Origin of the sequence: Antarcticimicrobium luteum, assembly GCF_004358185.1 — a bacterium.
GTDB classification, from domain to species: domain Bacteria; phylum Pseudomonadota; class Alphaproteobacteria; order Rhodobacterales; family Rhodobacteraceae; genus Antarcticimicrobium; species Antarcticimicrobium luteum.
Window position 1 is genome coordinate 1 of record NZ_SMUV01000035.1, and the last position, 23,429, is coordinate 23,429.

Annotated in this window: 20 protein-coding genes, 1 tRNA gene and 1 pseudogene; 8 read left to right on the plus strand and 14 right to left on the minus strand. The window is 67.6% G+C overall.

What is annotated here, in order from left to right; all coding sequences use genetic code 11:
- The 6 genes and pseudogenes from E1832_RS01320 to E1832_RS01345 form a co-directional block, all read right to left on the minus strand.
- A pseudogene (locus tag E1832_RS01320) lies at window positions 1–315 on the minus strand (SPOR domain-containing protein); the annotation flags it as partial.
- Between the two features lie 94 nt (window positions 316–409).
- Window positions 410–1,042: a uracil phosphoribosyltransferase gene (upp, locus tag E1832_RS01325; RefSeq protein WP_133357943.1), complete on the minus strand. Its 633-nt coding sequence runs from the start codon at window positions 1,040–1,042 to the stop codon at window positions 410–412.
- Between the two features lie 107 nt (window positions 1,043–1,149).
- Complete coding sequence (locus tag E1832_RS01330; RefSeq protein ID WP_133357944.1) at window positions 1,150–2,361, minus strand: phosphopentomutase; 1,212 nt, start codon at window positions 2,359–2,361, stop codon at window positions 1,150–1,152.
- Window positions 2,358–3,665, minus strand: a complete 1,308-nt coding sequence (locus tag E1832_RS01335) for a thymidine phosphorylase (protein WP_133357945.1) — start codon at window positions 3,663–3,665, stop codon at window positions 2,358–2,360. The genes E1832_RS01330 and E1832_RS01335 overlap by 4 nt, the downstream gene beginning before the upstream one ends.
- Window positions 3,666–3,669: 4 nt before the next feature.
- Window positions 3,670–4,062: a cytidine deaminase gene (locus tag E1832_RS01340; RefSeq protein WP_133357946.1), complete on the minus strand. Its 393-nt coding sequence runs from the start codon at window positions 4,060–4,062 to the stop codon at window positions 3,670–3,672.
- A gap of 93 nt (window positions 4,063–4,155) precedes the next feature.
- Window positions 4,156–5,253 (minus strand): cupin domain-containing protein, encoded by a 1,098-nt coding sequence (locus E1832_RS01345; RefSeq protein WP_133357947.1) that lies wholly within the window; start codon window positions 5,251–5,253, stop codon window positions 4,156–4,158.
- Between the two features lie 145 nt (window positions 5,254–5,398).
- Here E1832_RS01345 and E1832_RS01350 point away from each other — a divergent pair, with 145 nt between their 5' ends.
- The 3 genes from E1832_RS01350 (at window position 5,399) to E1832_RS01360 (ending at window position 11,403) form a co-directional block, all read left to right on the plus strand.
- Complete coding sequence (locus E1832_RS01350) at window positions 5,399–7,672, plus strand: NADP-dependent malic enzyme (protein WP_133357948.1); 2,274 nt, start codon at window positions 5,399–5,401, stop codon at window positions 7,670–7,672.
- Between the two features lie 326 nt (window positions 7,673–7,998).
- Complete coding sequence (prpE, locus tag E1832_RS01355; protein ID WP_133357949.1) at window positions 7,999–9,891, plus strand: propionate-CoA ligase PrpE; 1,893 nt, start codon at window positions 7,999–8,001, stop codon at window positions 9,889–9,891.
- A gap of 81 nt (window positions 9,892–9,972) precedes the next feature.
- Complete coding sequence (locus E1832_RS01360) at window positions 9,973–11,403, plus strand: amidase family protein (RefSeq protein ID WP_133357950.1); 1,431 nt, start codon at window positions 9,973–9,975, stop codon at window positions 11,401–11,403.
- A 231-nt stretch (window positions 11,404–11,634) separates the two neighbouring features.
- On the opposite strand, the gene E1832_RS01365 is transcribed toward E1832_RS01360, so the two are convergent.
- Window positions 11,635–12,396 (minus strand): NAD kinase, encoded by a 762-nt coding sequence (locus tag E1832_RS01365; RefSeq protein WP_133357951.1) that lies wholly within the window; start codon window positions 12,394–12,396, stop codon window positions 11,635–11,637.
- Between the two features lie 165 nt (window positions 12,397–12,561).
- On the opposite strand from E1832_RS01365, the gene glyA reads away from it, so the two are divergent.
- On the plus strand, window positions 12,562–13,857 hold the full coding sequence (glyA, locus tag E1832_RS01370; protein ID WP_133357952.1) for a serine hydroxymethyltransferase: 1,296 nt from the start codon (window positions 12,562–12,564) through the stop codon (window positions 13,855–13,857).
- A 60-nt stretch (window positions 13,858–13,917) separates the two neighbouring features.
- Here the strand turns inward: glyA and E1832_RS01375 are convergent, their stop codons facing one another.
- A complete protein-coding gene (locus E1832_RS01375) occupies window positions 13,918–14,331 on the minus strand; it encodes a VOC family protein (RefSeq protein WP_133357953.1) in 414 nt (137 codons plus the stop codon).
- A gap of 191 nt (window positions 14,332–14,522) precedes the next feature.
- The gene (locus tag E1832_RS01380; protein ID WP_133357954.1) at window positions 14,523–14,894 is read right to left on the minus strand and encodes a hypothetical protein; all 372 of its coding nucleotides are present in this window, start codon (window positions 14,892–14,894) and stop codon (window positions 14,523–14,525) included.
- A gap of 97 nt (window positions 14,895–14,991) precedes the next feature.
- Between E1832_RS01380 and E1832_RS01385 the strand changes: the two genes are divergently transcribed.
- The gene (locus tag E1832_RS01385; protein WP_133357955.1) at window positions 14,992–15,750 is read left to right on the plus strand and encodes an alpha/beta fold hydrolase; all 759 of its coding nucleotides are present in this window, start codon (window positions 14,992–14,994) and stop codon (window positions 15,748–15,750) included.
- Between the two features lie 68 nt (window positions 15,751–15,818).
- On the opposite strand, the gene E1832_RS01390 is transcribed toward E1832_RS01385, so the two are convergent.
- From E1832_RS01390 to E1832_RS01405, 4 genes are all read right to left on the minus strand, one after another.
- Window positions 15,819–16,211, minus strand: a complete 393-nt coding sequence (locus tag E1832_RS01390; protein ID WP_133357956.1) for a rhodanese-like domain-containing protein — start codon at window positions 16,209–16,211, stop codon at window positions 15,819–15,821.
- Between the two features lie 96 nt (window positions 16,212–16,307).
- Window positions 16,308–16,393 (minus strand) — tRNA-Leu (locus E1832_RS01395).
- A 65-nt stretch (window positions 16,394–16,458) separates the two neighbouring features.
- Complete coding sequence (locus E1832_RS01400; RefSeq protein WP_133357957.1) at window positions 16,459–17,013, minus strand: tetratricopeptide repeat protein; 555 nt, start codon at window positions 17,011–17,013, stop codon at window positions 16,459–16,461.
- Window positions 17,014–17,048: 35 nt separating this feature from the next.
- Window positions 17,049–17,546, minus strand: coding sequence for an Lrp/AsnC family transcriptional regulator (locus E1832_RS01405; protein WP_133357958.1), 498 nt, complete (start codon window positions 17,544–17,546; stop codon window positions 17,049–17,051).
- A 116-nt stretch (window positions 17,547–17,662) separates the two neighbouring features.
- Between E1832_RS01405 and putA the strand changes: the two genes are divergently transcribed.
- The 3 genes from putA (at window position 17,663) to E1832_RS01420 (ending at window position 22,324) form a co-directional block, all read left to right on the plus strand.
- Complete coding sequence (gene putA, locus E1832_RS01410) at window positions 17,663–21,094, plus strand: bifunctional proline dehydrogenase/L-glutamate gamma-semialdehyde dehydrogenase PutA (RefSeq protein ID WP_133357959.1); 3,432 nt, start codon at window positions 17,663–17,665, stop codon at window positions 21,092–21,094.
- 97 nt (window positions 21,095–21,191) lie between these two features.
- Window positions 21,192–21,932: a rhomboid family intramembrane serine protease gene (locus E1832_RS01415; RefSeq protein ID WP_133357960.1), complete on the plus strand. Its 741-nt coding sequence runs from the start codon at window positions 21,192–21,194 to the stop codon at window positions 21,930–21,932.
- The gene (locus E1832_RS01420; RefSeq protein WP_133357961.1) at window positions 21,929–22,324 is read left to right on the plus strand and encodes a GFA family protein; all 396 of its coding nucleotides are present in this window, start codon (window positions 21,929–21,931) and stop codon (window positions 22,322–22,324) included. Before E1832_RS01415 ends, E1832_RS01420 begins: the two co-directional genes overlap by 4 nt.
- A 214-nt stretch (window positions 22,325–22,538) precedes the next feature.
- On the opposite strand, the gene E1832_RS01425 is transcribed toward E1832_RS01420, so the two are convergent.
- Window positions 22,539–23,324 carry an inositol monophosphatase family protein gene (locus E1832_RS01425; RefSeq protein WP_133357962.1) on the minus strand — a complete coding sequence of 262 codons (786 nt, stop codon included), beginning with the start codon at window positions 23,322–23,324 and terminating at the stop codon, window positions 22,539–22,541.
- Window positions 23,325–23,429: the final 105 nt, after the last annotated feature.

Consider the following 23,429-nt stretch of genomic DNA (forward strand, 5'->3'; position numbering starts at 1 on the left):
CGTGCCGGCGGCAGGCTGCGCCGCCGCCGGCACAGTGATCTCGACCGGAGCCGGGCCGCGCGGCGCCGCCGGACCCGCCGTGGCGCCGGCGACAGCCGTGGGCTTGTAGCCGCAGACCTGCTTGCGGTCGCGTCCGACGCGGGGCACCCAGGTCACATTGCCGTCGATGCCGGCGCGGATGAAGATGCAGCCGCGGCTGTCCACATATTGCTTGCCGGCGAAGGAGGCGGGCGGAAACTCCGCCGGGGCGGTGGCGTTGCGCAGGCTCTGCGCCTGGGCGGACAGCGTGCTCATCGCCGTGGCGATGGCGAACAAAGCAATAACCCTTGTAAAATTCATCCCTGCCCCCACAAGATATGGAGGCAAGGATGCCGTAAATCGCGCGCCCAGTAAAGAGAGCAGTTGGACCTTATTTGGTGCCGAACATGCGGTCGCCCGCATCGCCCAGCCCGGGCATGATATAGCCCTTGCTGTTCAGCCCCCTGTCAATCGAGGCAGTGACGATCGGCACGTCCGGATGTGCCTCTTTCATGCGCGCGACGCCCTCGGGCGCGGCCAGCAGGCAGAGGAAGCGGATATCGGTGGCCCCCGCCTGTTTCAGCAGGTCGATCGCGGCGGCCGAGCTGTTTCCGGTCGCCAGCATCGGGTCGACCACGATCACCACGCGGTTGTTCAGCCCCTCCGGCACCTTGAAGTAATATTGCACCGGCTTCAGCGTCGCCTCGTCGCGGTAGAGCCCGACGAAGCCGACCCGCGCCGAGGGGATCAGCTCCAGCACCCCGTCGAGCATTCCGTTGCCGGCCCGCAGGATCGACACCAGCGCCAGTTTCTTGCCCGCCAGGATCGGCGCGTCCATCTCTTCCATCGGCGTTTCGATGGCCCGCGTGGTCATCGGCATCTCGCGGGTGATCTCATAGGCCAGCAGCAGCGTGATCTCATGCAGCAGCCGCCGGAACTCGGCCGAAGAGGCGCCCTTGTCGCGCATCAGGGTCAGCTTGTGCTGGACCAGCGGATGGTCGACGACGGTCAGATGCTCGGACATTCTCTCACTCCCGGTAGTGCGGCGTATTCTTCATTTAGGCCCGCCGGGGCCGGCGCCGCAACCCGCAACCTTTCCCCGGCCGGGCAATTGGGGCGGAATACCGCAGATCAGAGAAAGCTTCGGCCCGGCCCGCCCTCGGCCAGCCCCAGATGATCGGCGATGCTTGCCGCCACGTCGGTGAACCCCACCTGCCCGACCGCGCCTGCGCCGCGTCCGGCGGCCAGCACCGGCACCCGCTCGCGGGTGTGGTCGGTGCCGCTCCAGCTGGGATCGTTGCCGTGATCGGCCGTAAGGATCATCAGATCGCCCGGCCGCAGCCGCCGCAGGATCGCCCCGATTTCGGCGTCGAACCACTCCAGCGCGCGGGCATAGCCGGAAATATCGCGCCGATGGCCATAAAGGCTGTCGAATTCGACGAAATTGGCAAAGGTCAGACTGCCCTCTTCGGCGGTATCGACCAGCCGGCCCAGATGGGCCATCAGCTCGGCGTCGGGCCCCTTCACCACATCGTCGATGCCCTGCATCGAAAAGATGTCGCCGATCTTGCCCACCGCATGCACGCGGCCGCCGGCGTCCTGCACCCAGTCGGTCAACACCTTGCCGGGCGGCGCGATGGCATAGTCGTGGCGGTTGGCGGTGCGGGCAAAGCCCCCCTCTGGGGTGCCGACAAAGGGCCGCGCGATGACCCGGCCCACCTTCATCTCATGCACGATCGGCGCCACGTCGCGGCAGAGGTTCAGCAGCCGGTCAAGGCCGAACGCCCCCTCATGCGCGGCGATCTGGAAAACGCTGTCGGCCGAGGTATAGCAGATCGGCCAGCCGGTGCGCAGATGCTCGGCCCCCAGCCGCTCAAGGATCTCGGTGCCCGAGGCATGGCAATTGCCCAGAATGCCGCCAGTCCCCGCCGCCTGCGCCACCGCCCGGGTCAGAGCGGCGGGAAAGGCCGGAACCGAATCGGGAAAATAATGCCAGTCCCAGGGCACCGGCAAACCGGAGAGTTCCCAATGCCCCGAGGGGGTATCCTTGCCCGGCGAAATCTCGCTCGCCGCGCCCCAGAGGCCGACCGGCGCCGCCCCCAGCCCCGGCGCGTCCTCGCCCGAGGCCAGTCTCGCCGCCGCCCCCAGCCCCAGCGCGTCGAGGTTGGGCAGATGCAGCGGCCCGCTCCGCCCCACCTCGGCCTGACCGGCGGCGCAGGCGCCGGCGATATGACCAACCGTGTTGGCGCCGGTGTCGGGCACACCGCCGTTGAAAAAGCGATTCGCATCCGGCGCGCCGCCGATGCCCACCGAATCCATCACCACCAGAAAGGCGCGGCTCATCCCCCCAGCCTTTCGAAGACGAGATCGGGCAGCGGCACGGGCGCCGGCCCGATGGTGATGGCGGCGCGCACCGCCGCCTCGGCCCGGCGCGCGCCATCCTCGCGCGCGGCGTGGATCATCGCCAGCGGCGTGCCATTCTCGACCTTCTCGCCCAGTCGGATCACATTGGACAGGCCGACGGCGGGATCGACCACATCGGTTTCGACCTGACGCCCGCCGCCCAGCCCGACCACCGCCAGACCCAGCGCCTCGCCGTCGATGGCGGTGACATGGCCCGGCTCGCGCGCGGTCACCTCATGCATCACCGTGGCCTCGGGCAGGAAGCGGACCCAATCCTCGACAAAACCCAGCGGGCCGCCCTGCGCCGCGATCATGCGGCCGAACCGCTCGGCGGCGCGGCCGTCTGCGATCACTTCAGCCACCTTTTCCGCGCCCGCCGCCACATCCCGGACCAGCCCGGCATCGGCCAGCACCTGACCGCCCAGCTCGGCGCTCAGCGCGGCCAGCGGCCCGCCGGCCTGCCCGGTCAGCACCTGCATCACCGCGTCGATTTCCACCGCGTTGCCCAGCGCGGGGGCCAGCGGCTGCGACATGTCTGTGATCAGCGCGGTGGTCTTGCAGCCGGCGGCATTGGCGGTATCGGCCAGCGCCCGGGCCAACGCGCGGGCCTCCTCCACCGTCTTCATGAAGGCGCCCGAGCCGACCTTGACGTCCAGCACCAGCGCGTCGGGCGCCTCGGCCAGTTTCTTCGACAGGATCGAGGCGGTGATCAGATCCAGACTTTCGACCGTGCCGGTGACATCGCGCACCGCATAGAGGCGCTTGTCGGCGGGGGCGATCCGGGCCGAGGCCCCGGCGATCACGCAGCCGGCCTTTTTCACCAGCGCGGGCAGCAGATCGTGGGGCACCGCCGTCGAGAGGCCCGGGATCGCCTCGAGCTTGTCGAGGGTGCCGCCGGTATGACCCAGACCGCGCCCCGAGATCATCGGCACATAGGCGCCGCATTCGGCCAGCGCCGGAGCCAGGATCAGCGAGACGCAATCGCCGACCCCGCCGGTGGAATGCTTGTCCACCACCGGCCCGTCCAGATCCCAGGCCATCACCTCGCCGCTGTCGCGCATCGCCAGCGTCAGCGCGGTGCGCCCCGCCGCCCCCAGATCGCCCATGCAGACCGCCATGGCAAAGGCGCCCGCCTGGGCATCGCTTACCCCGTGATCGGCCAGACCCTGCGCGAACCAGCGCAAAGCCTCTTCTCCGGGCACCTCGCGGCGGCGCAGCCTGGCCAATATCGCGCGGGCATCCATGCGATCAGCGCCCCTGCATGTGGTCGGTGTTGAAGGCGCCTGGCAACAACTCGCCCAGCGTCATCACCTGTTCCTGCCCCTCCAGCGTGCCCATGATCACCGGCACGTGCCCGGCGCCGAACTCGGCCAGTTTCTGCCGGCAGCCGCCGCAGGGCGACACCGGCATCGGCGAATCGGCGATCACATAGACCTCGTCGATCTCGGTCTCACCCGCCGCCACCATGGCGGCGATGGCGCCCGCCTCGGCGCAGGTGCCCTCGGGGTAGGAGACGTTTTCAACGTTGCAGCCGGAATAGACCGCTCCCGAGCGGCTGCGGATCGCCGCCCCCACCTTGAAGTTGGAATAGGGGGCGTGGGCGTTTTGGCGCACCTTGGCGGCGGCCTCTTTCAACGGCATGGGGCACCTCTTTGGTTTTTCGTCCATCTTGCGTCTGGAAAGCCGGGATGCAAGGGGGCCGGGCAGACCGGCCCACCTGCCCCGGCGGCAGGTTCAGCCAAGACGGGTGTCAAACCGGCCGGGCAGCGTCACCTCGAGCAGTTCCACATCGTCGGTGGGGTCGGAGAGCCGCGTCCGGATCCCCGGCGGGATGACAAAGGCATCGCCGGCGGTCAGCGGATAGGGATCGCGCCCCTCCCCCTCCAGCGTGACGGTGCCGGCCATGACGAAGGTGAAGTGAATGTCCGCCGAATGGCTGGCCCAGGCGGGCTCCCCCTCGCCCCGGCGCACCACCTGCACACCGGCGACGCCCCCGGTGTTGTCGCTGATCGTGGTGTCGCGGGCGATATAGCCCGGCAGGCGGAAGGGCAGCCACTCGGCCCCCTCGGCGCGGTTGTAGACGAAACGCTGGCCCTGCCATTCGCGCCCGGGGCGCAGATGCGGGGTGGGCAGCGTCATCTCGTGGTCGATCTCGGTCACATGTTCGGCGGGAACGCCGATCTCGATCACCTCGACGTTGTCGCTGGCCTCCAGCACCCTATGGCGGATCTCGGGCGGCTGGATGAAACAGTCGCCGCGGGTCAGCCGCATCGGCTCGCCCTGATCCTCATAGACCACATCGACCCAGCCGCCGACGCAGAAGATCAGCTGAAACCCGACCTTGTGGTAATGCACCATGTCGGGCACCGGACCGCCGTCGGGAATGCGGATGTGGCTGGCGATGATCGAGCCGCCCAGCCGAGAGGGCACCAGATCGCGGTAGTGCATCCCGGCCCGGCCGATGATCCAGGGCGCCTGATCGGCCAGCCGGCGAACCACGAATTCATGCTGGGTGGGCGGCAGCACCAGCGGCGGGTTGCGCTCCTCGATCTCTACCCGCGTGCCGTTGGGCGCGGTGAGGCGGCGTTCGCCGTTCGCGAACCCGTCGGGATCGTCGGTGAGGATGCGCAGGGTGCCGGGCGCCTCAGCCGCGCCCTTTTCAATCCTCAGCCGCAGCCCGTGGCCGGAAAACACCGCGACCTGAGGGTTGTCGGCGGGATAGATCATGTCCATCCGCATCCCCAGAGTTTTGGTATAGAAGGGAATATCGTCGCGCAGTTCTGCCGTCGGCAGGCGCATTTCGGCGATGGTCTCGGTCTTGCGCTGCGGCATCGGTCTCCCCCGGCTTTTTCGACGCGAGCTTGGCGTCGCCCCCGGGGATTTGCAAGCCGGCGCAAAGAGAGCTACTGGGATTTCCGAGGTTCCCCCTCTCCACAATGTAGTTTAATGTTAAACTATACCCCGAGGAGCATCCGCCATGTCCGACCACCAGAACCAGCGTCAGGCCGCCCTGCACTATCACGAGTACCCCAAGCCCGGGAAGCTGGAGATCCGTGCGACCAAGCCTATGGCGAACGGCCGCGACCTCAGTCGCGCCTATTCCCCCGGCGTGGCCGAGGCCTGTCTGGAAATCCAGAACACCCCCGCCGATGCCGTCCGCTATACCGCGCGCGGCAATCTGGTGGCAGTGGTCACCAATGGCACGGCTGTCCTGGGGCTGGGAAATATCGGCGCGCTGGCCTCCAAGCCGGTGATGGAGGGCAAGGCGGTCCTGTTCAAGAAGTTCGCCAGCATCGATTGCTTCGACATCGAACTCAACGAGCCCGACCCGGAGAAGCTGGCCGAGATTGTCTGCGCGCTGGAACCCACCTTTGGCGCCATCAACCTCGAGGACATCAAGGCCCCCGACTGTTTCATCGTCGAAAAGATCTGCCGCGAGCGGATGAACATCCCGGTTTTCCACGACGATCAGCACGGCACCGCCATCGTGGTGGGTGCCGCGGCCAAGAACGCGCTGCACGTGGCCGGCAAGGCCTTCGAGGACATCAAGATCGTCTCCACCGGGGGCGGCGCGGCCGGCATCGCCTGCCTGAACATGCTGCTGAAACTGGGGGTGCGGCGCGAGAACGTCTGGCTCTGCGACATTCACGGGCTGGTCCATGAGGGCCGCGAGCTCGACATGAACCCGCAAAAGGCCGCCTTCGCGCAACAGACCGACCTTCGCGATCTGGATCAGGTGATCGAGGGGGCCGACATGTTCCTCGGCCTCTCCGGCCCCAATGTGCTGACGCCTGAAATGGTGGCAAAGATGGCCAGCCGCCCGATCATCTTCGCGCTGGCCAATCCGACACCCGAGATCCTGCCGGACGAGGCGCGCAAGGTCGCCCCCGACGCGATCATCGCCACCGGCCGCTCGGACTATCCCAATCAGGTCAACAACGTGCTGTGCTTTCCCTTCATCTTCCGCGGCGCGCTGGATGTGGGCGCGTCCGAGATCAACGACGCGATGCAACTGGCCTGTATCGACGGCATCGCCCAACTGGCCCGCGCCACCACCAGCGCCGAGGCCGCCGCCGCCTATCGCGGCGAACAGCTCACCTTCGGGGCCGACTACCTGATCCCCAAACCCTTCGATCCGCGTCTGATCGGGGTCGTCGCCCCCTCGGTCGCGCGGGCCGCGATGGACAGCGGCGTCGCCACCCGCCCGATCGAGGATCTGGAGGCCTACAAGAGCCGGCTCGACGGGTCGGTGTTCAAATCTGCCCTGCTGATGCGGCCGGTGTTCGAGGCCGCCCGCACCGCCAGCCGCCGCATCGTCTTTGCCGAGGGCGAGGACGAGCGTGTGCTGCGCGCCTCGCAGGCGGTGCTGGAGGAGACCACCGAGACCCCGATCCTGATCGGCCGGCCGGAGGTGATCGAGCGGCGCTGCGAACGCTACGGTCTGACCATCCGCCCGGGCCGCGATTTCGAGATCGTGAACCCCGAAAACGATCCGCGCTACCGCGACTACTGGGGCACCTATCATACGCTGATGTCGCGGCGCGGCGTCACCCCGGACCTTGCCCGCGCCATCATGCGCACCAATACCACCGCCATCGGCGCGGTGATGGTGCACCGCGGCGAGGCCGATAGCCTGATCTGCGGCACTTTCGGACAGTTCTTGTGGCACATGAACTACATCCAGCAGGTTCTGGGCACCGATGGGCTGCATTCGGTCGGCGCGCTGTCGCTGATGATCCTCGAGGACGGCCCGCTTTTCATCGCAGACACTCATGTGCACCATGAACCGACGCCCGAACAGATCACCGAGACGGTGATCGGCGCCGCCCGCCATGTGCGCCGCTTCGGGCTGCAGCCGAATATCGCGCTTTGTTCGCATTCGCAGTTCGGCAATCTCGACAACGACAGCGGCCGGAGGATGCGCGCCGCCCTCGACATCCTCGATTCGGCGCCGCGCAAATTCTGCTACGAGGGTGAGATGCATATCGACGCCGCCCTCGACCCGGAACTGCGCGCGCGCATCTTTCCCGAAACGCGGATGGAGGGCGCGGCCAATGTGCTGGTCTTCACCAATACCGATGCGGCCAGCGGCGTGCGCAACATTCTCAAGATGAAGGGCGGCGGGCTTGAGGTCGGGCCGATCCTCATGGGTATGGGCAACCGCGCCCATATCGTCACCCCCTCGATCACCACCCGCGGGCTGCTGAACATGAGCGCCATCGCCGGCACGCCCGTGGCCCACTACGGGTAAGCCGCGGCCATCGGCCTGCCCGAAACACGGCGTACAGCGCCCGACCGCCCGGACGGTCGGGCGCTGTGTCCTGCCGTGCGTGCCGCCCGTCCAAATGCGAATCCCCCACCCCGCCGGATTTGCACCGCTTTCCACCCCGGATTTGCAAACCCGGCAGGGATTTACCGCAACTTTGCGAATGCCGCCGTGTTTGCAAAACTTTGCAGGCTAAACCCCGTCAATTCTGCAAATTTCCTGCGGTAATCTGACGCCACGTCGGCGATCTTTCTTGCCGCGAGGGCATCCGTCCCGATAACACCAATCAGACGCTGAGGGAGAGAGATACCATGGCATACGATGAAATTTACGCCCGCTGGAAAAACGATCCGGAGGGCTTCTGGATGGAGGCCGCCGAGGCCATCGACTGGGTCGAGAAACCCTCCCGGGCGCTGTTCGACGGCAACGCCCCCCTCTACGAATGGTTCGCCGACGGCAAGGTGAACGCCTGCTGGAACGCCGTCGACCGCCATGTCGAGGCCGGGCGCGGCGAGCAGATCGCCATCATCTACGACAGCCCGATCACCCATACCAAGCGCTGGATCTCTTATGTCGAGCTGCGCAACCGCGTCGCCCAGCTGGCCGGGGCACTGCGCGCCAGGGGCGTGGAAAAGGGCGACCGCGTCATCATCTACATGCCGATGGTGCCCGAGGCGCTGGAGGCGATGCTGGCCTGCGCCCGCCTCGGCGCGGTGCATTCGGTGGTGTTCGGCGGGTTTGCCGCCCATGAGCTGGCGGTGCGCATCGACGACTGCAAGCCCAAATGCATCATCGCCGCCTCCTGCGGAATCGAACCGGGCCGCGTGGTGCACTACAAACCGCTGCTCGACGGCGCGCTGGAACATGCCGAGCATCAGCCGGAGTTCTGCGTGATCCTGCAGCGCGAACAGGAGGTCGCCAAGCTGGAAGAGGGCCGCGACGTCAACTGGCACGGCTTCCAATACGGCGTCGAACCGGCCGACTGCGTGCCGGTCGAGGGCAACCATCCCGCCTATATCCTCTATACCTCCGGCACCACCGGCCAGCCCAAGGGCGTCGTGCGCCCCACCGCCGGCCATCTGGTGGCGTTGAACTGGTCGATGAAGAACCTCTACAACGTCGATCCGGGCGAGGTGTTCTGGGCCGCCTCCGACGTCGGCTGGGTGGTCGGCCATTCCTACATCTGCTACGCGCCGCTGGTGCATGGCAACACCACCATCGTGTTCGAGGGCAAGCCGATCGGCACCCCCGATGCCGGCACCTTCTGGCGGGTGATCTCCGAGCACAAGGTGCGCAGCTTCTTCACCGCCCCCACCGCCTTCCGCGCCATCAAGCGCGAGGATCCCAAGGGGGAGTTCGTCAAGAAATACGACCTGAGCGGGCTGCGCACGCTCTATCTGGCCGGCGAACGCGCCGATCCCGACACCATCAACTGGGCCAGGGACCAGCTCAAGGTTCCGGTGGTCGATCACTGGTGGCAGACCGAGACCGGCTGGGCCATCACCGGCATCCCGATGGGAATCGAGCAGAAGAAGGTCAAGATCGGCTCCTCCGGCCTGCCGATGCCCGGCTATGACGTGCAGATCCTCGACGAGGCAGGCCATCCGGTCGGCCCCGACACGCTGGGCGCCGTGGCGATCAAACTGCCGCTGCCGCCGGGCACCCTGCCGACGCTGTGGAATGCCGAGGACCGCTATCGCAAATCCTATCTGGAGCATTTCCCCGGCTACTATGAGACCGGCGACGCGGGAATGATCGACGCGGACGGCTATCTTTACATCATGGCGCGCACCGATGACGTCATCAACGTGGCCGGCCACCGCCTCTCGACCGGCGCGATGGAGGAGGTACTCGCCAATCACCCCGATGTCGCCGAATGCGCGGTGATCGGGGTTGCCGACGACCTCAAGGGCCAGCTGCCGCTTGGGCTTTTGTGCCTGACCAAGGGGGTCAACCGCCCCGAGTCCGAGATCGTGCGCGAATGCGTCGATCTGGTGCGCGGCGAGATCGGCCCGGTGGCGGCGTTCAAGCTGGCCGTGGTGGTCGACCGCCTGCCCAAGACCCGCTCGGGCAAGATCCTGCGCGCCACCATGGTCAAGATCGCCGATGGCGAAGAGTTCAAGATGCCCGCCACCATCGACGACCCGGCCATCCTGGACGAGATTGCCGCTGCCCTGAAAACCATCGGTTTCCCGCAGGGCTGACGTCACGGCACGCGCGATTTGCGCAGTTCTGCTTGCACTCTCCCGTTCCCGGCCTAGGCTGCGGAGCGGGAGAATTGTGACATGTCAGAAAAAGACCTCTGGCGCCTCAGCGCCACCGAAACCGCCGCCCGCACAACCGCGGGCGACATCACCGCCGAGGCCGCCGCAGGCGCGGCCATCGACCGGATGGAGGCGGTGAACCCCCGCCTCAACGCCGTGGTCGAGAGCCTTGCCGACGAGGCCCGCGCCCGCGCCCAGGCCCTGGACAAGGCGCGCGCCGGGGGGGGCCCCTGCGGCCCGCTGCACGGGGTGCCGGTGACCATCAAGGTCAACGTCGATCAGGCCGGCCACGCGACCACCAACGGGGTGGTCGCGCTCAAGGATATGATCGCGCCGGCCGATGCGCCGATCGTCGAGAACCTGCACCGCGCCGGCGCCGTGGTGATCGGGCGCACCAACACGCCGGAATTTTCCTTCCGCGCCGATACCGACAACCCGCTCTATGGGCGCACTCATAACCCCTGGGGCGATCACATTTCGCCTGGCGGCTCTTCGGGCGGCGGCGCCGCCGCGGTGATGGCCGGGATCGGCGCACTGGCCCATGGCAACGACATCGGCGGCAGCCTGCGCTTTCCGGCCGCGGCCAACGGCGCGGTGACGGTCAAGCCGGGCCTTGGCCGGGTGCCCGCCTGGAACCCCAGCCAGAAGGCCGAGCGCGGGATGCTCGCGCAATCCATGTCGGTTCAGGGGCTGATGGCGCGCGAGGCGCGCGACCTGCACCTGTCGATGCCAACTATGATCGAGACCGATCCGCGCGATCCCTTCCACGTGCCGCTGCCCTGGCGCGGCGCCCCGTCGGAGGGGCCGGTCACCGTGGGCTTCACCAAGCAAACCTATGAGTTCGACCTGCATCCCGAGGTCTCCCGCGCGCTGGACGCGGCCCGCGATGCGCTGGTCGATGCCGGCTATAACGTGGTCGAAGTCGAGCCACCGATGCTGCGCGAGGCGGCGCTGGACGGCTACCGCGCGCTGATGGGCGAGGGGTTGGTGCTGATGGAGGCGGATATTCGCGCCCATGGCTCGGCCACCATCCAGGCGATCTTCGACGAATACTACCGCCAGTTCCCGCCCTTTGTGGGCGACGAGCTGCTCCGGGTCATGGCCAAGCGCAGCTATTACGCGCGGCAATGGTCGCTGTTCCTCGATGAATACCCGCTGGTGATCACCCCGTTCCTGCCGCAACCCTTCTTTTCGCCCGACCGCGACACCGAGGGAGAAGAGGGCGTGCGCGAGGTTCTGGGCTCGGCGCTGTGGTCCTATTCGATGAACTTCCTCGGCCTGCCCGCGGCAAATGTGCCGGCCCGCCTGGCCGAACTGACGCAGGGTCCGCAGCCGATCAACGTGCAGATCGTCGCCCGCCGCTGGCGCGAGGATCTGGCGGTCGACGCCGCCATCGCCATCGAGGACCGGATCGGTCGCCTGTGCCTGCCGCTTTGGGAGCGTATGGGCTGAGATCGCAACGCAAACGAAAAAGGGCGCGGAAAAATCCGCGCCCTGCTTCGATGTTGAAATGCGTCCTTGAAATTCCACCCGGCACCACTCACGAAACCGGACCCCTGCTTAGCAGTTGTCCCCCTGATAGCCGGGATTCCACGTCATTTCTGTGAAACGGATCACAGATCCGCGTCGAAACAAATATTTCTTCTGCCGGCCTGATGCGGTCTGAGCCGGTTTGTGACTGTGTCAGGTGAACTGTTCGGAGATCAGCCGCTCTTCCAGCCCATGACCCGGATCGAACAGGATGCGGTGTTCGATTGTCGGCTCCGACCGGATCTCGACCCAGTCGATATCCTTGATCGACTTGGAATCGGCATCCGCCATCACCGGGCGCTTGTCCGGCTCCAGCACGTCAAAGCGCACCTGGGCGGTCTTGGGCAGCAGCGCGCCGCGCCAGCGCCGCGGCCGGAACGCCGCGATCGCGGTCAGCGCCAGCACGTCGGCGCCGATCGGCAGGATCGGACCGTGGGCGGAATAATTATAGGCGGTCGACCCCGCCGGGGTTGCCAGCAGCGCGCCGTCGCAGACCAGTTCGGACAGCCGCAACCGTCCGTCCACGGTGATCCGCAGCTTGGCCGCCTGAGGGCCCGCGCGCAGCAGGCTGACCTCGTTTATGGCCAGTGCGTGGTGGATCCGGCCGCTCTGGTCCCTGGCGGTCATCGACAGCGGGTTGATCACCTCTTCCTCGGCCTCGGCCAGCCGCGCCTTCAGATCAGTCTCGCTGTATTCGTTCATCAGGAACCCGATGGTCCCCCGGTTCATGCCATAGACCGGCGCGCGCAGATCCTGGGTGGCGTGCAGCGTGCGCAGCATGAAACCGTCGCCGCCCAGCGCCACGATCACATCGGCCTGCTCGGGCGGCACATCGCCATAGCGCCCGATCAGGGCGACGCGGGCGGTCTGCGCCACCGGGGCCTCGCTGGCCAGGAACGCGATTTTCAGTGTCATGGCAGGGGTTTCCGGTGCTGCGCCTCAGGTTCCGAAACAATCATATCTTTCCCCGCTTGGCCAGCCTTGCCGCGTCATGGCGCCCATGCGTCGCATTACGGGCTTTTCGCGCCCCCCGCTTTCCAGTAGGAACGCCGCCATCCACCGCAGATGATGGGAATGACCATGACCGCGCCCACCCGTGACACCGGATTTTTCACCGAAACCCTCGCCGAGCGCGATCCCGAGATCGCCAAGGCCATCGGCCTCGAGCTGGGCCGCCAGCGCGACGAGATCGAGCTGATCGCCTCAGAGAACATCGTCAGCGCCGCCGTGATGGAGGCGCAGGGCTCGGTGATGACCAACAAATATGCCGAAGGTTATCCCGGTCGGCGTTATTATGGCGGCTGCCAGTTCGTCGACATCGCCGAGAACCTGGCCATCGACCGCGCCAAACAGCTGTTCGGCTGCGAGTTTGCCAATGTGCAGCCCAACTCCGGCAGCCAGGCCAACCAGGGCGTCTATCAGGCGCTGATCCAACCCGGCGACACCATTCTGGGCATGAGCCTGGATGCCGGCGGTCACCTGACCCACGGCGCCCGCCCGAACCAGTCGGGCAAATGGTTCCACGCGGTGCAATACGGTGTGCGCAAGCAGGACAACCTGCTGGACTACGATCAGGTGCAGGAGCTGGCGCAAGAGCATCAGCCGAAACTGATCATTGCCGGCGGCTCGGCCATCCCGCGCCAGATCGATTTCGCCAGGATGCGCGAGATCGCCGACAGCGTCGGCGCCTACCTGATGGTCGACATGGCCCATTTCGCGGGCCTCGTGGCCGGCGGCGAGCACCCCTCGCCCTTCCCCCATGCGCATGTGGCCACCACCACCACCCACAAGACCCTGCGCGGCCCGCGTGGCGGCATGATCCTGACCAATGACGAGACCATCGCCAAGAAAGTGAACTCGGCGATCTTCCCCGGCATCCAGGGCGGCCCGCTGATGCATGTGATCGCCGGCAAGGCCGTGGCCTTCGGCGAGGCGCTGCGCCCCGAATTCAAGGATTACGCCAAACAGGTGATCGTGAACGCCCAGGCGCTCAGCGATCAGCTGATCAAGGGCGGCCTGGATACGGTTACCCACGGCACCGACACCCATGTGGTGCTGGTCGACCTGCGCCCCAAAGGCGTCAAGGGCAACGCCACCGAAAAGGCGCTCGGCCGCGCCCATATCACCTGCAACAAGAACGGCGTGCCGTTCGACCCGGAGAAGCCGACCGTCACCAGCGGCATCCGTCTGGGTTCGCCCGCCGGCACCACCCGCGGCTTCGGCGAGGCAGAGTTCCGCCAGATCGCCGACTGGATCATCGAGGTGGTCGACGGACTGGCCGCCAACGGCGAGGACGGCAATGCCGAGGTCGAGGACAAGGTGCGCGGCGAAGTGGAGGAGTTCCTCAAGCGCTTCCCGATCTACCCGACCCTCTGATCCCGCAGATCAGCGCATCGAAACGGCCGCTCCTCCGGGGCGGCCGTTGTTCTTTGCGCGTCAGCGGGCGAACACCCCCTCGAAATCGGCGAACCCCTTGACCTCGATCGGGTTGCCCGAGGGGTCGAAGAAGAACATGGTGCGCTGCTCGCCCGGCTCGCCCTCGAACCGGATCACCGGCGGGATGTCGAAGTCCACCCCCGCCGCCTCCAGCCGCGCCGCCAGCGCCTTCCAGTCCGCCAGCGGCAGCACCACGCCCAGATGCGGCATCATCACCATGTGATCGCCCACCTTGCCGCTGCGCGTGGTCTTGAACGGCTCGCCCAGATGCAGCGACAGCTGGTGACCGAAGAAATCGAAATCCACCCAGGTCTCGGTGCTGCGTCCCTCGGCACAGCCCAGAACGCCGCCGTAGAACGCTCGCGCGTCGTCCAGATCGCGCACGTGATAGGCCAGATGAAACACCGATTTCATTGCAATACTCCTCTGCTGTTCCCTGCATAGGCGAACGCGGGCGGAAATGACCAGCGCCTCCGGCGCTTATGCGCAACCCGGCGCTTTGCTGGTCTGTTGGGCTCCACCCGTTCGGCGCTGACATCGTTCCGCTGGAACGATTTCCGGGCACCCCTCACGCCCCGCAGGAGGCCCGCGCCGAAAGACGCGTCTCAGATGAACCCGCGCCAGCGCAGAACCACAACCAGCAGCGCGAAGAAGGCCAGAATGTTAAAGGCCAGCCCGCCGAGCATGCCCAGCCACCAGCCCTTGCGCCGGTCGGCCAGGTCGATGGCCTCGAGATGCGCCTCCACCTCGCCCGCCGCCTTGCCCAGCGCCATGGTATCCAGCGTCAGCCGCAGCTTGGGATGATGGGCAAAGGGTTCGGCCTCGGCCAGCAGCCTTGCCTGCGCCCGGATCCGCCGCGGCAACCGGCGCCCCGCGCGACCCAGCGCCGCGCGCAGAGTGGCCCCGCGTACGCCCAGCTTGGCGTGCATCAGCGCGGCGATTTCGGCGATCCGGGTCTCGATGTCACTCTGGGGCATGGGCATTCTCCTGCGCCCATAGTCTAGCCATGGCCGACGCCGGCCTCAATGGCCGCCGCCTCTGGCGAAACCCGCGAACAGCCGTTATCACCGCCCCATGCTGAATTTCATCCCCCATGGCACCGCCACCGACGCCCCCCCGCTGCTGATCGCCCACGGACTTTACGGCTCGGCGCGCAACTGGGGCGTGATCGCCAAGCGGCTGTCGGACCAGCGCCAGGTGGTCGCGGTCGACATGCGCAACCACGGGCAAAGCCCCTGGACCGACCGCCACCGCTATGAGGACATGGCCGAGGATCTGGCCGAAGTGATCGCCGCCATCGGCGGCACCGCCGACGTGCTGGGCCATTCGATGGGCGGCAAGGCGTCGATGACGCTGGCGCTGACCCATGGCGACATGCTGCGCCGGCTGATCGTCGGCGACGTCGCCCCGGTGCCCTACGGCCATACCCAGATCCAGTTCATCGAAGCGATGCGCGCGGTGGACCTGTCGACGGTCGAGAAACGCTCGGACGCCGAGGCGCAGCTCGCCGCGTTCGGCGTGGAGCCAGCGCTGCAAAGCTTCTTCACCCAGTCGCTCGATCTCAAGGAAAAACGCTGGCGTCTGAACCTCGACACGCTGGCCGCGGATATGGACCAGATCCTGTCCTTCCCCGAGGTCGGCGGCCATTGGGACGGCCCCGCGCTGTTCCTCACCGGATCGGAGTCGAATTACGTGCTGCCCGAGCACCGCCCGCGCATCCGGGCGCTGTTTCCGCAGGCGCGGTTTGCCCGGCTGTCCGGCGCCGGCCACTGGCTGCATGCCGACAAGCCGCGCGAATTCGAGGCGACGGTGCGGGCGTTCCTGAACGCCTGACCGCCGGCCCGCCCGGCTCTGCAAGGGGGCCCCGCAAGAGCGGGGGGGACGACGCCTCCCCGCGCCGCTTACATCCCCTGGTCGACCGGCTCGATCATCGGGCCACCGGCGGACTTCCAGTCGTCCAGACCGCCCATGTTGTAGACCTGGGCATAGCCCATGTCCTTCAGCAGCTTGCCCGCCAGCGCCGCGCGCCCGCCCGAGGCGCAATGCAGCACGACGGGCCGGTCGAATGCCAGTTCCGGATCGTGGAACTGGGTGTTGGGGTCGGCGCGAAACTCCAGCATCCCGCGCGGAATGTGATGCGATCCCGCCGCGCGGCCGGAATTCTGCAATTCCGGCGCATCGCGAATATCGAGCAGCAGCGCACCCTGTGCCAGCAGGGCCTGCGCGCGGGCCCCGTCAATCCGCTCCACCGCCGCGTTGGCGGCCTCCATCATGTCCTTGACCGTCAGTGCCATGTCGCTCTCCCTGTTCACGCGATTTCGCGCCACGCTAGCACGAGGTGCCGGGCGGAGCCACAGAAAGGCCGGTAAATCACATTTATTTCAGGGGGTTGGTGCGGGCGGCGGGACTCGAACCCGCACGGGACTATGCCCTAGGGATTTTAAGTCCCTTGTGTCTACCATTCCACCACGCCCGCGCATGGCCCCCATCGGGGCCCCCATGATTTAGCCCTGCGGCCCTGCGGGCACAATCGGGATTTGCTCAGATATCCTCGCCCTGGGGCGCCAGCGGTCCGCCCGGTGCCGCCAAGCCGCGCTCGGGCAGCCAGGGGTTCAGCGCCAGCGCGCGGGCGAGGCTGCCACGCGCCTCTTCGATCCGGCCCAGCGCGTAAAGCGACAGCGCCCGCCCGCTCAACGCCGCGATATGATCCGGAGACCGCGCCAGCGCCCGGTCCAGATCGGCCAGCGCGGCGGTGAAATCCTGCCGCAGGTAATGGACAAAGGCGCGCTGGTTGTACCCCTCGGCATAGTCCGGGCAATAGGCGATCAGCGTGTCGAACTCGCGGATCGCACCCAGGAAATCATACCCCGCCCGCCGGGTCATGCCGCGATCCAGGATCGCCTGCGCCTGATCGTCCGGCGCGTCGGCCCAGAACACCCACATGCGGTTGCCGATCTCGCGCGCCTCGGTCTCGGTTTCGGCCGCCTGAACCAGCGCCATCAGCCCCGCCAGCGCCGCAGAGTGATCCGGCGGCGGCGGACAGTCCGCCAGCAGCGGGCGGGCGACCAGAACGGCAAAGGTCAGGGCAACACGCATGTCTCAAGGCTGGCGCAATGCCCGCCGCAGTCAAGTCACGTTTTCGGGGGGCCGGCGTCGAGCGGCCCCGGCGGGCCGCCCTCCTTGACCGCCTGCATGGCGACATAGGTCGAGGTGCTGGCCACATGCGGCAGGGTCGAGATCTTTTCCGCCAGCACCCGCCGGTAATCGGACATCGACCGCGTGCGCACCTTCATCAGGTAATCGAAATTTCCGGCGATCAGATGCACCTGCTCGATCTCGCCGACCCGGGCCACGGCGGCGTTGAACGCCGCCAGCGCCGCCTCGCGGGTGTCGGTCAGCCGCACCTCGACAAAGGCCACGTGATCCAGCCCCAGCCGGATCGGATCGACCAGCGCGCGGTACCCGGTGATGATCCCCTCGCCCTCCAGCCGCCGCAGCCGCGCCTGGGTCGGCGATTTGGACAACCCGATGCGGCGCGCCAGATCGGCGATACTGATGCGCCCGTCCTCCCCCAGAACCGCCAGAATCGCCTGGTCAAACCGGTCCAGCCCGGGAAAGTCATTTCGCATTGAATCCACCCACATATTCGGATCTTTCGCCCTCATTTCCCACATATTCAGGCGAATGTCCCGTGAAATCGGCGGTATAAAGGCGCAATACTCCCCCGAACGCCCGGAGCATCACCATGACCGCGCCCGCCCAGTTCCCTTCCTCGTTCCCAAACGATTTGCCCCACCGCATTGACGCCCGGACCTATGCCGACCCCGACGCCGCGCTCGCCCGGATGATCGACATGGCCGCGCTCTCAGGCCAGGACCGCGCCGCGATCTGCGACGGCGCCGCCCAATTGGTCCGCGACATCCGCGCCAGCGCCGCACCGGGGCTGATGGAGGTGTTCCTGGCCGAATACGGCCTCTCGACCGACGAGGGCATCGCGTTGATGTGCTTGGCCGAGGCGCTGCTGCGCGTGCCCGACGCCGAGACCATCGACGCGCTGATCGAGGACAAGATCGCCCCCTCCGACTGGGGCAAACATCTGGGTCATTCCTCCTCCCCCCTCGTCAACGCCTCAACCTGGGCGCTGATGCTCACCGGCAAAGTGCTGGACGACGAGAAATCCAGCCCCGCCCGCGCGCTGCGCGGCGCCATCAAGCGGCTGGGCGAGCCGGTGATCCGCACCGCCGTCGGCCGCGCCATGCGCGAGATGGGCCGCCAGTTCGTGCTGGGCGAGAGCATCGGTGGCGCGATGAAACGTGCCGCCGGGATGGAGGCGCGCGGCTTCACCTATTCCTATGACATGCTGGGCGAAGCCGCCAGGACCGAGGCCGACGCCGCCCGCTACCATCTGTCCTATTCCCGCGCCATCACCGCGATTGCGGAGGCCTGCACACATGCGGACATCCGCGACAACCCCGGCATCTCGGTCAAGCTCTCCGCCCTGCATCCGCGCTATGAGGTGGCGCAGCAGGCGCGGGTGATGCACGACCTCGTGCCGCGCCTGCGCTCGCTGGCGCTGCTGGCGAAATCCGCCGGCATGGGCCTCAACATCGACGCCGAAGAGGCCGACCGCCTGTCGCTCTCGCTGCAGGTGATCGAAACCGTGCTGGCCGAGCCGGCGCTGGCCGGCTGGGACGGCTTCGGGGTGGTGGTGCAGGCCTACGGCCCGCGCGCGCCCGATGTGCTCGACGCGCTCTACGACATGGCGCAACGCCATGACCGCAAGCTGATGGTGCGCCTCGTCAAGGGCGCCTATTGGGATACCGAGGTGAAACGCGCCCAGGTCGCCGGGATGGCGGGTTTCCCGGTCTTCACCAAAAAACCGGCAACCGATGTCTCCTACATCGCCAACGCCCGCAAGCTGCTGGGCATGACCGACCGGATCTATCCGCAATTCGCCACCCATAACGCCCATACGGTCAGCGCCATCCTGCATATGGCAGAGGGCCAGAAGTTCGAGTTCCAGCGCCTGCACGGCATGGGCGAGACGCTGCACAATCTGGTGATGGCGCGGCACAAGACCCGCTGCCGCATCTATGCCCCTGTGGGCGCGCACCGCGACCTGCTCGCCTATCTGGTGCGGCGGCTGCTGGAGAACGGCGCCAACAGCTCCTTCGTCAACCAGATCGTGGATGAGGACGTGCCGCCTGAATTGGTCGCCGCCTGCCCGTTCGAGGCGGTCAAGCAGCCCACGCCGCCGCTGCCGACCGGGGCCGATCTGTTCCAGCCCGAACGCCGCAACTCGCGCGGCTTCGACCTGACCCACGCCCCCACGCTCACCGGGATCGAGGCGGCCCGCGCGCCCTTTGCCGCCCATGAATGGAACGCCGCCCCGATCCTCGCCGGCCCCGCCGCGCCGGAGGCCCCGCAGCGGGTCGCCAACCCCGCCCGGCCCGAGGACAGCCCCGGCACCGTCGCCTGGGCCAGTGACGCGGATATCGAAACCGCCCTCTCCCACGCGCAGATCTGGGACGCTCCGGCCGAGCAGCGCGCCGCAGCCCTGAACACCGCCGCCGACCTCTACGAGGCGCATTTCGGCGAGATATTCACGCTGGTGGCGCGTGAGGCCGGCAAGGGCCTGCCCGATGCCGTGGCCGAACTGCGCGAGGCGGTGGATTTCCTGCGCTACTACGCCGCCCATATCCCCGAAGGGGCGCCCGCAGACACCTTCACCTGCATCTCCCCCTGGAACTTCCCTCTCGCCATCTTCACCGGCCAGATCGCCGCGGCGCTGGCCACCGGCAACGCGGTGCTGGCCAAGCCCGCCGAACAGACCCCGCTGATTGCCCATGTCGCCGTCAGCCTGATGCATGAGGCAGGCGTGCCGCGCACCGCCCTGCAACTGCTCCCCGGCGCGGGCGCGGTGGGCGCCGCGCTCACCTCGGATCCGCGCGTCGACGGCGTCGCCTTCACCGGCTCCACCGAGACCGCCCGGCTGATCCGCGCCGCCATGGCCGAGCGCCTCGCCCCCGGCGCGCCGCTGATTGCCGAGACCGGCGGCCTCAACGCGATGATCGTGGACAGCACCGCGCTGCCCGAACAGGCGGTGCAGGCCGTGGTCGAAAGCGCCTTTCAGTCCGCCGGCCAGCGCTGCTCCGCCCTGCGCTGCCTCTACGTGCAGGAAGACGTGGCCGACGACCTTCTGACCATGCTCAAGGGCGCGATGGACGCTCTCGCCATCGGCGATCCGTGGCAGCTCTCCACCGACGTGGGCCCGGTGATCGACGCCGAGGCGCAATCGCAGATCGCCGCCCATATCGACCGCGCAAGGGCCGAGGGGCGGCTGCTGAAAGAGCTGCCGCTGCCCTCGGGCGGCACCTTCGTCACGCCTGCGCTGATCGAAGTTTCCGGCATCGAGAACCTCGAACGGGAAATCTTCGGCCCCGTCTTGCATGTCGCCCGCTTCAAATCGCGCGATCTGGACAAGGTCATCGACGCCATAAACACCACCGGCTACGGCCTGACCTTCGGGCTGCAGACCCGGATCGACGACCGCGTCCAGCATGTGACCGAACGCGTGCACGCGGGCAATATTTACGTCAACCGCAACCAGATCGGCGCCATCGTGGGCAGCCAGCCCTTCGGCGGCGAGGGGCTCTCGGGCACCGGGCCCAAGGCGGGCGGGCCGAACTACATGCCCCGCTTCTGCGCCCCCGACCGCCGGCACAGCGCCACGGACTGGCTTGCCGCCATGGCCGGACTGCCCGCGCCCGAGGGCAACGCGCCCCGCCCCGACCCCGTCACCCTCCCCGGCCCCACCGGCGAATCCAACCGGCTCACCCTGATCGCGCGCGCGCCGCTCCTCTGCCTCGGCCCGGGCGAGGCAGCCGCCGCCGAACAGGCGCAGGCAGTGCGCGAGTTGGGCGGCCAGGCGATCCGCGCCACCGGGATGATCGACCTGCACCAGCTGGAACATCTGGAGGACCTCGGCGGCGTGCTCTGGTGGGGCGACGAGGTGACCGCGCGGGCGATCGAACAGATCCTCGCACGCCGGGCCGGGCCGATCCTGCCGCTGATCCCCGGCCGCCCCGACCGCGCCCGGGTGATGGGCGAACGCCACGTCTGCGTCGACACCACCGCCGCCGGCGGCAACGCCGCCCTGCTGGGCGGCATGGCCTGACGTTTCGGGCGGCGCCCCCTCCCAAACCGCCGGCCGCCCCCCGCGCCCGGCGCCATCTCCGCTTGACGCCGGGCGCGAATGCCCCCAGCTTCGCGCCATGCTGCCGATCCGTGATCACAACCCCTCGGGGCGCACGCCCTTCGTCGTCTATGCCCTGATGGCGGTCAACATCGGCGTCTTTCTCACCTATGTCGGCCAGCCCGAACAGCAGGTGTTCCAAAATGTCTTTCTGGACTGGGCGCTGATCCCCGCCCGGCTGAGCCAGGGCAGCGGCTTCGAGACGCTGCTCACCTCGACCTTCCTGCATGGCGGGCTGATGCACCTGGCCGGCAACATGCTGTTCCTGTGGATCTTCGGCGACAATCTCGAGGACGAGATGGGGCACCTGGGCTTTACGCTCTTCTACCTCGCCTGCGCGGTCGGCGCCGGGCTGATCCACACCCTGGCGGCCCCCCTCTCGCCGGTGCCCACGGTGGGTGCCTCGGGCGCCATCGCGGGGGTGATGGGGGCCTATCTGCTGCTGTTTCCCAAGGCGCGGGTCGATATCCTGATCATCCTGGTGGTCTTCGTCCGCATCCTGGCGATCCCCGCCTGGCTGATGCTGGGGCTCTGGCTGATCTTCCAGTTCCTCGGCGGGCTGGGCGCCGATCCCAACGGCGGCGGCGTCGCCTACTGGGCCCATGCGGGCGGCTTTTTCGTGGGCTTCGCGCTCACCGTGCCGCTGTGGATGCGCCGCGGCGGCCCGCGATTCTGGAGCCGCACCCACGGCCAGCCGCCGCACCCCGAAGCGCGCTACAAGCTCAGCCCCAGCCATATCCCGAAGGTGCCGCGAAGATGACAGCCCTGCCAGACACCCCGGAAACCCGCCGCGCCAGCTGCCATTGCGGCGCGGTGGTGATCGAGGCCTTCCTGCCTGAAGGACTGGCCTCTGCCGGCCGCTGCGATTGCTCGATCTGCCGCCGCCGCGGCCCCGGCGCCGTCACCGCGACCACAAAAAGCGTGAAGGTGCTGCAAGGCGCCGAAAACCTCGGCCTCTACACCTGGGGCACCCACACGGCGAAGCACTATTTCTGCAAGACCTGCGGCATCTACACCCATCACCAGCGCCGCTCGGACCCCGCCGAATGCGGCATCAACATCGGCTGCCTCGAAGGCATCGATCCGCGCGATTTCGCCGACATCCCCTGGACCGACGGCATCAACCACCCCTGCGACCGCGCGCAGGACTGAAGGGCCGTCACGCGACCGCCCCGATCGCGCCCCCTGCCTTTTTCTGGCTGAAAATACTCCGGGCGAGGCGCGCAAAGCGCGACGGGGGCTGCGCCCCCTCGCCACCGTTTGATCGAAAGAACCCGCCGCGCAGGCGAGATTGGCTCTGCGAACGGCCGGGGGCGGCAGAGATGGCCTGCAATGGCTCAGTCAGCAGGCCGGACAGCCCCCGAACTCAGCCCCGGATCACCTTGGCGAAACCGCTGAAGATCGGCTCGTTGGCGCAGATCACCTCGCCGTCCTCCAGGATGTTGCCGCCCGGCGTCAGCGGCTCGATCAGCCCGCCCGCCTCGCGCACCAGCACCACACCGGCGGCCAGATCCCAGGCATTCAGACGCCGTTCCCAGAACCCGTCGTAACGCCCCGCCGCCACATAGGCCATGTCCAGCGCCGCCGACCCCCAGCGCCGCACACCGGCACAGACAGGCATCAGACGGGCAAGATCCTGCAGCGTCAGCGGCAGGTCGGACCGGCCGCCGAACGGCAGCCCGGTCGCAAAGATGGATTCGATCATCTTGTGCCGCCCCGAGACCCGCAGGCGCGTATCGTTCATCCAGGCGCCGGCGCCCTTCTCGGCAAAGAACATCTCGTCCTTGGCGGCGTCGAAGATCACCCCGGCCACGACCTCGCCTTTGTGCTCCAGCGCGATCGAGATCGCCCAGTGCGGCAGCCCGTGCAGGAAATTGGTGGTGCCGTCCAGCGGATCGACGATCCAGCGCCGGGTCGGGTCGGCACCCGCCTCCGAACCGCCCTCTTCGGCGATCCAGCCATAGGTCGGCCGCGCGCCCATCAACTCGTCCTTGAGGATCTTTTCGGCGGCGATATCCGCCTTGGAGACGAAATCTCCCGCCCCCTTCATCGACACCTGAAGGTTCTCGACCTCGCGGAAATCCTTGACCAGCGACCGCCCCGCCTTGCGCGCGGCCTTGACCATGATGTTGAGATTGGCGCTGCCTATCATCCTGAGGACTCCGGTTCGGTCACATCGCGCCCCTTGGCGCGGAAAAATCAAATCGCACGCCTCGACGTGCGGGATCAGGACGCGCGTATACGCGGGCCGGGGGCC

Bases quoted from the DNA above. Each gene is read 5' to 3' on its own strand.
- E1832_RS01405 (WP_133357958.1), bottom strand. From the start codon at position 17,546: ATGCGAAATGACTTTCCCGGGCTGGACCGGTTTGACCAGGCGATTCTG.
- prpE (WP_133357949.1), top strand. From the start codon at position 7,999: ATGGCATACGATGAAATTTACGCCCGCTGGAAAAACGATCCGGAGGGC.
- E1832_RS01335 (WP_133357945.1), bottom strand. From the start codon at position 3,665: ATGGATGCCCGCGCGATATTGGCCAGGCTGCGCCGCCGCGAGGTGCCC.
- putA (WP_133357959.1), top strand. From the start codon at position 17,663: ATGACCGCGCCCGCCCAGTTCCCTTCCTCGTTCCCAAACGATTTGCCC.
- E1832_RS01345 (WP_133357947.1), bottom strand. From the start codon at position 5,253: ATGCCGCAGCGCAAGACCGAGACCATCGCCGAAATGCGCCTGCCGACG.
- E1832_RS01375 (WP_133357953.1), bottom strand. From the start codon at position 14,331: ATGAAATCGGTGTTTCATCTGGCCTATCACGTGCGCGATCTGGACGAC.
- E1832_RS01400 (WP_133357957.1), bottom strand. From the start codon at position 17,013: ATGCGTGTTGCCCTGACCTTTGCCGTTCTGGTCGCCCGCCCGCTGCTG.
- glyA (WP_133357952.1), top strand. From the start codon at position 12,562: ATGACCGCGCCCACCCGTGACACCGGATTTTTCACCGAAACCCTCGCC.
- E1832_RS01350 (WP_133357948.1), top strand. From the start codon at position 5,399: ATGTCCGACCACCAGAACCAGCGTCAGGCCGCCCTGCACTATCACGAG.
- E1832_RS01420 (WP_133357961.1), top strand. From the start codon at position 21,929: ATGACAGCCCTGCCAGACACCCCGGAAACCCGCCGCGCCAGCTGCCAT.
- upp (WP_133357943.1), bottom strand. From the start codon at position 1,042: ATGTCCGAGCATCTGACCGTCGTCGACCATCCGCTGGTCCAGCACAAG.
- E1832_RS01425 (WP_133357962.1), bottom strand. From the start codon at position 23,324: ATGATAGGCAGCGCCAATCTCAACATCATGGTCAAGGCCGCGCGCAAG.
- E1832_RS01390 (WP_133357956.1), bottom strand. From the start codon at position 16,211: ATGGCACTGACGGTCAAGGACATGATGGAGGCCGCCAACGCGGCGGTG.
- E1832_RS01380 (WP_133357954.1), bottom strand. From the start codon at position 14,894: ATGCCCCAGAGTGACATCGAGACCCGGATCGCCGAAATCGCCGCGCTG.
- E1832_RS01340 (WP_133357946.1), bottom strand. From the start codon at position 4,062: ATGCCGTTGAAAGAGGCCGCCGCCAAGGTGCGCCAAAACGCCCACGCC.
- E1832_RS01415 (WP_133357960.1), top strand. From the start codon at position 21,192: ATGCTGCCGATCCGTGATCACAACCCCTCGGGGCGCACGCCCTTCGTC.
- E1832_RS01385 (WP_133357955.1), top strand. From the start codon at position 14,992: ATGCTGAATTTCATCCCCCATGGCACCGCCACCGACGCCCCCCCGCTG.
- E1832_RS01365 (WP_133357951.1), bottom strand. From the start codon at position 12,396: ATGACACTGAAAATCGCGTTCCTGGCCAGCGAGGCCCCGGTGGCGCAG.
- E1832_RS01330 (WP_133357944.1), bottom strand. From the start codon at position 2,361: ATGAGCCGCGCCTTTCTGGTGGTGATGGATTCGGTGGGCATCGGCGGC.
- E1832_RS01360 (WP_133357950.1), top strand. From the start codon at position 9,973: ATGTCAGAAAAAGACCTCTGGCGCCTCAGCGCCACCGAAACCGCCGCC.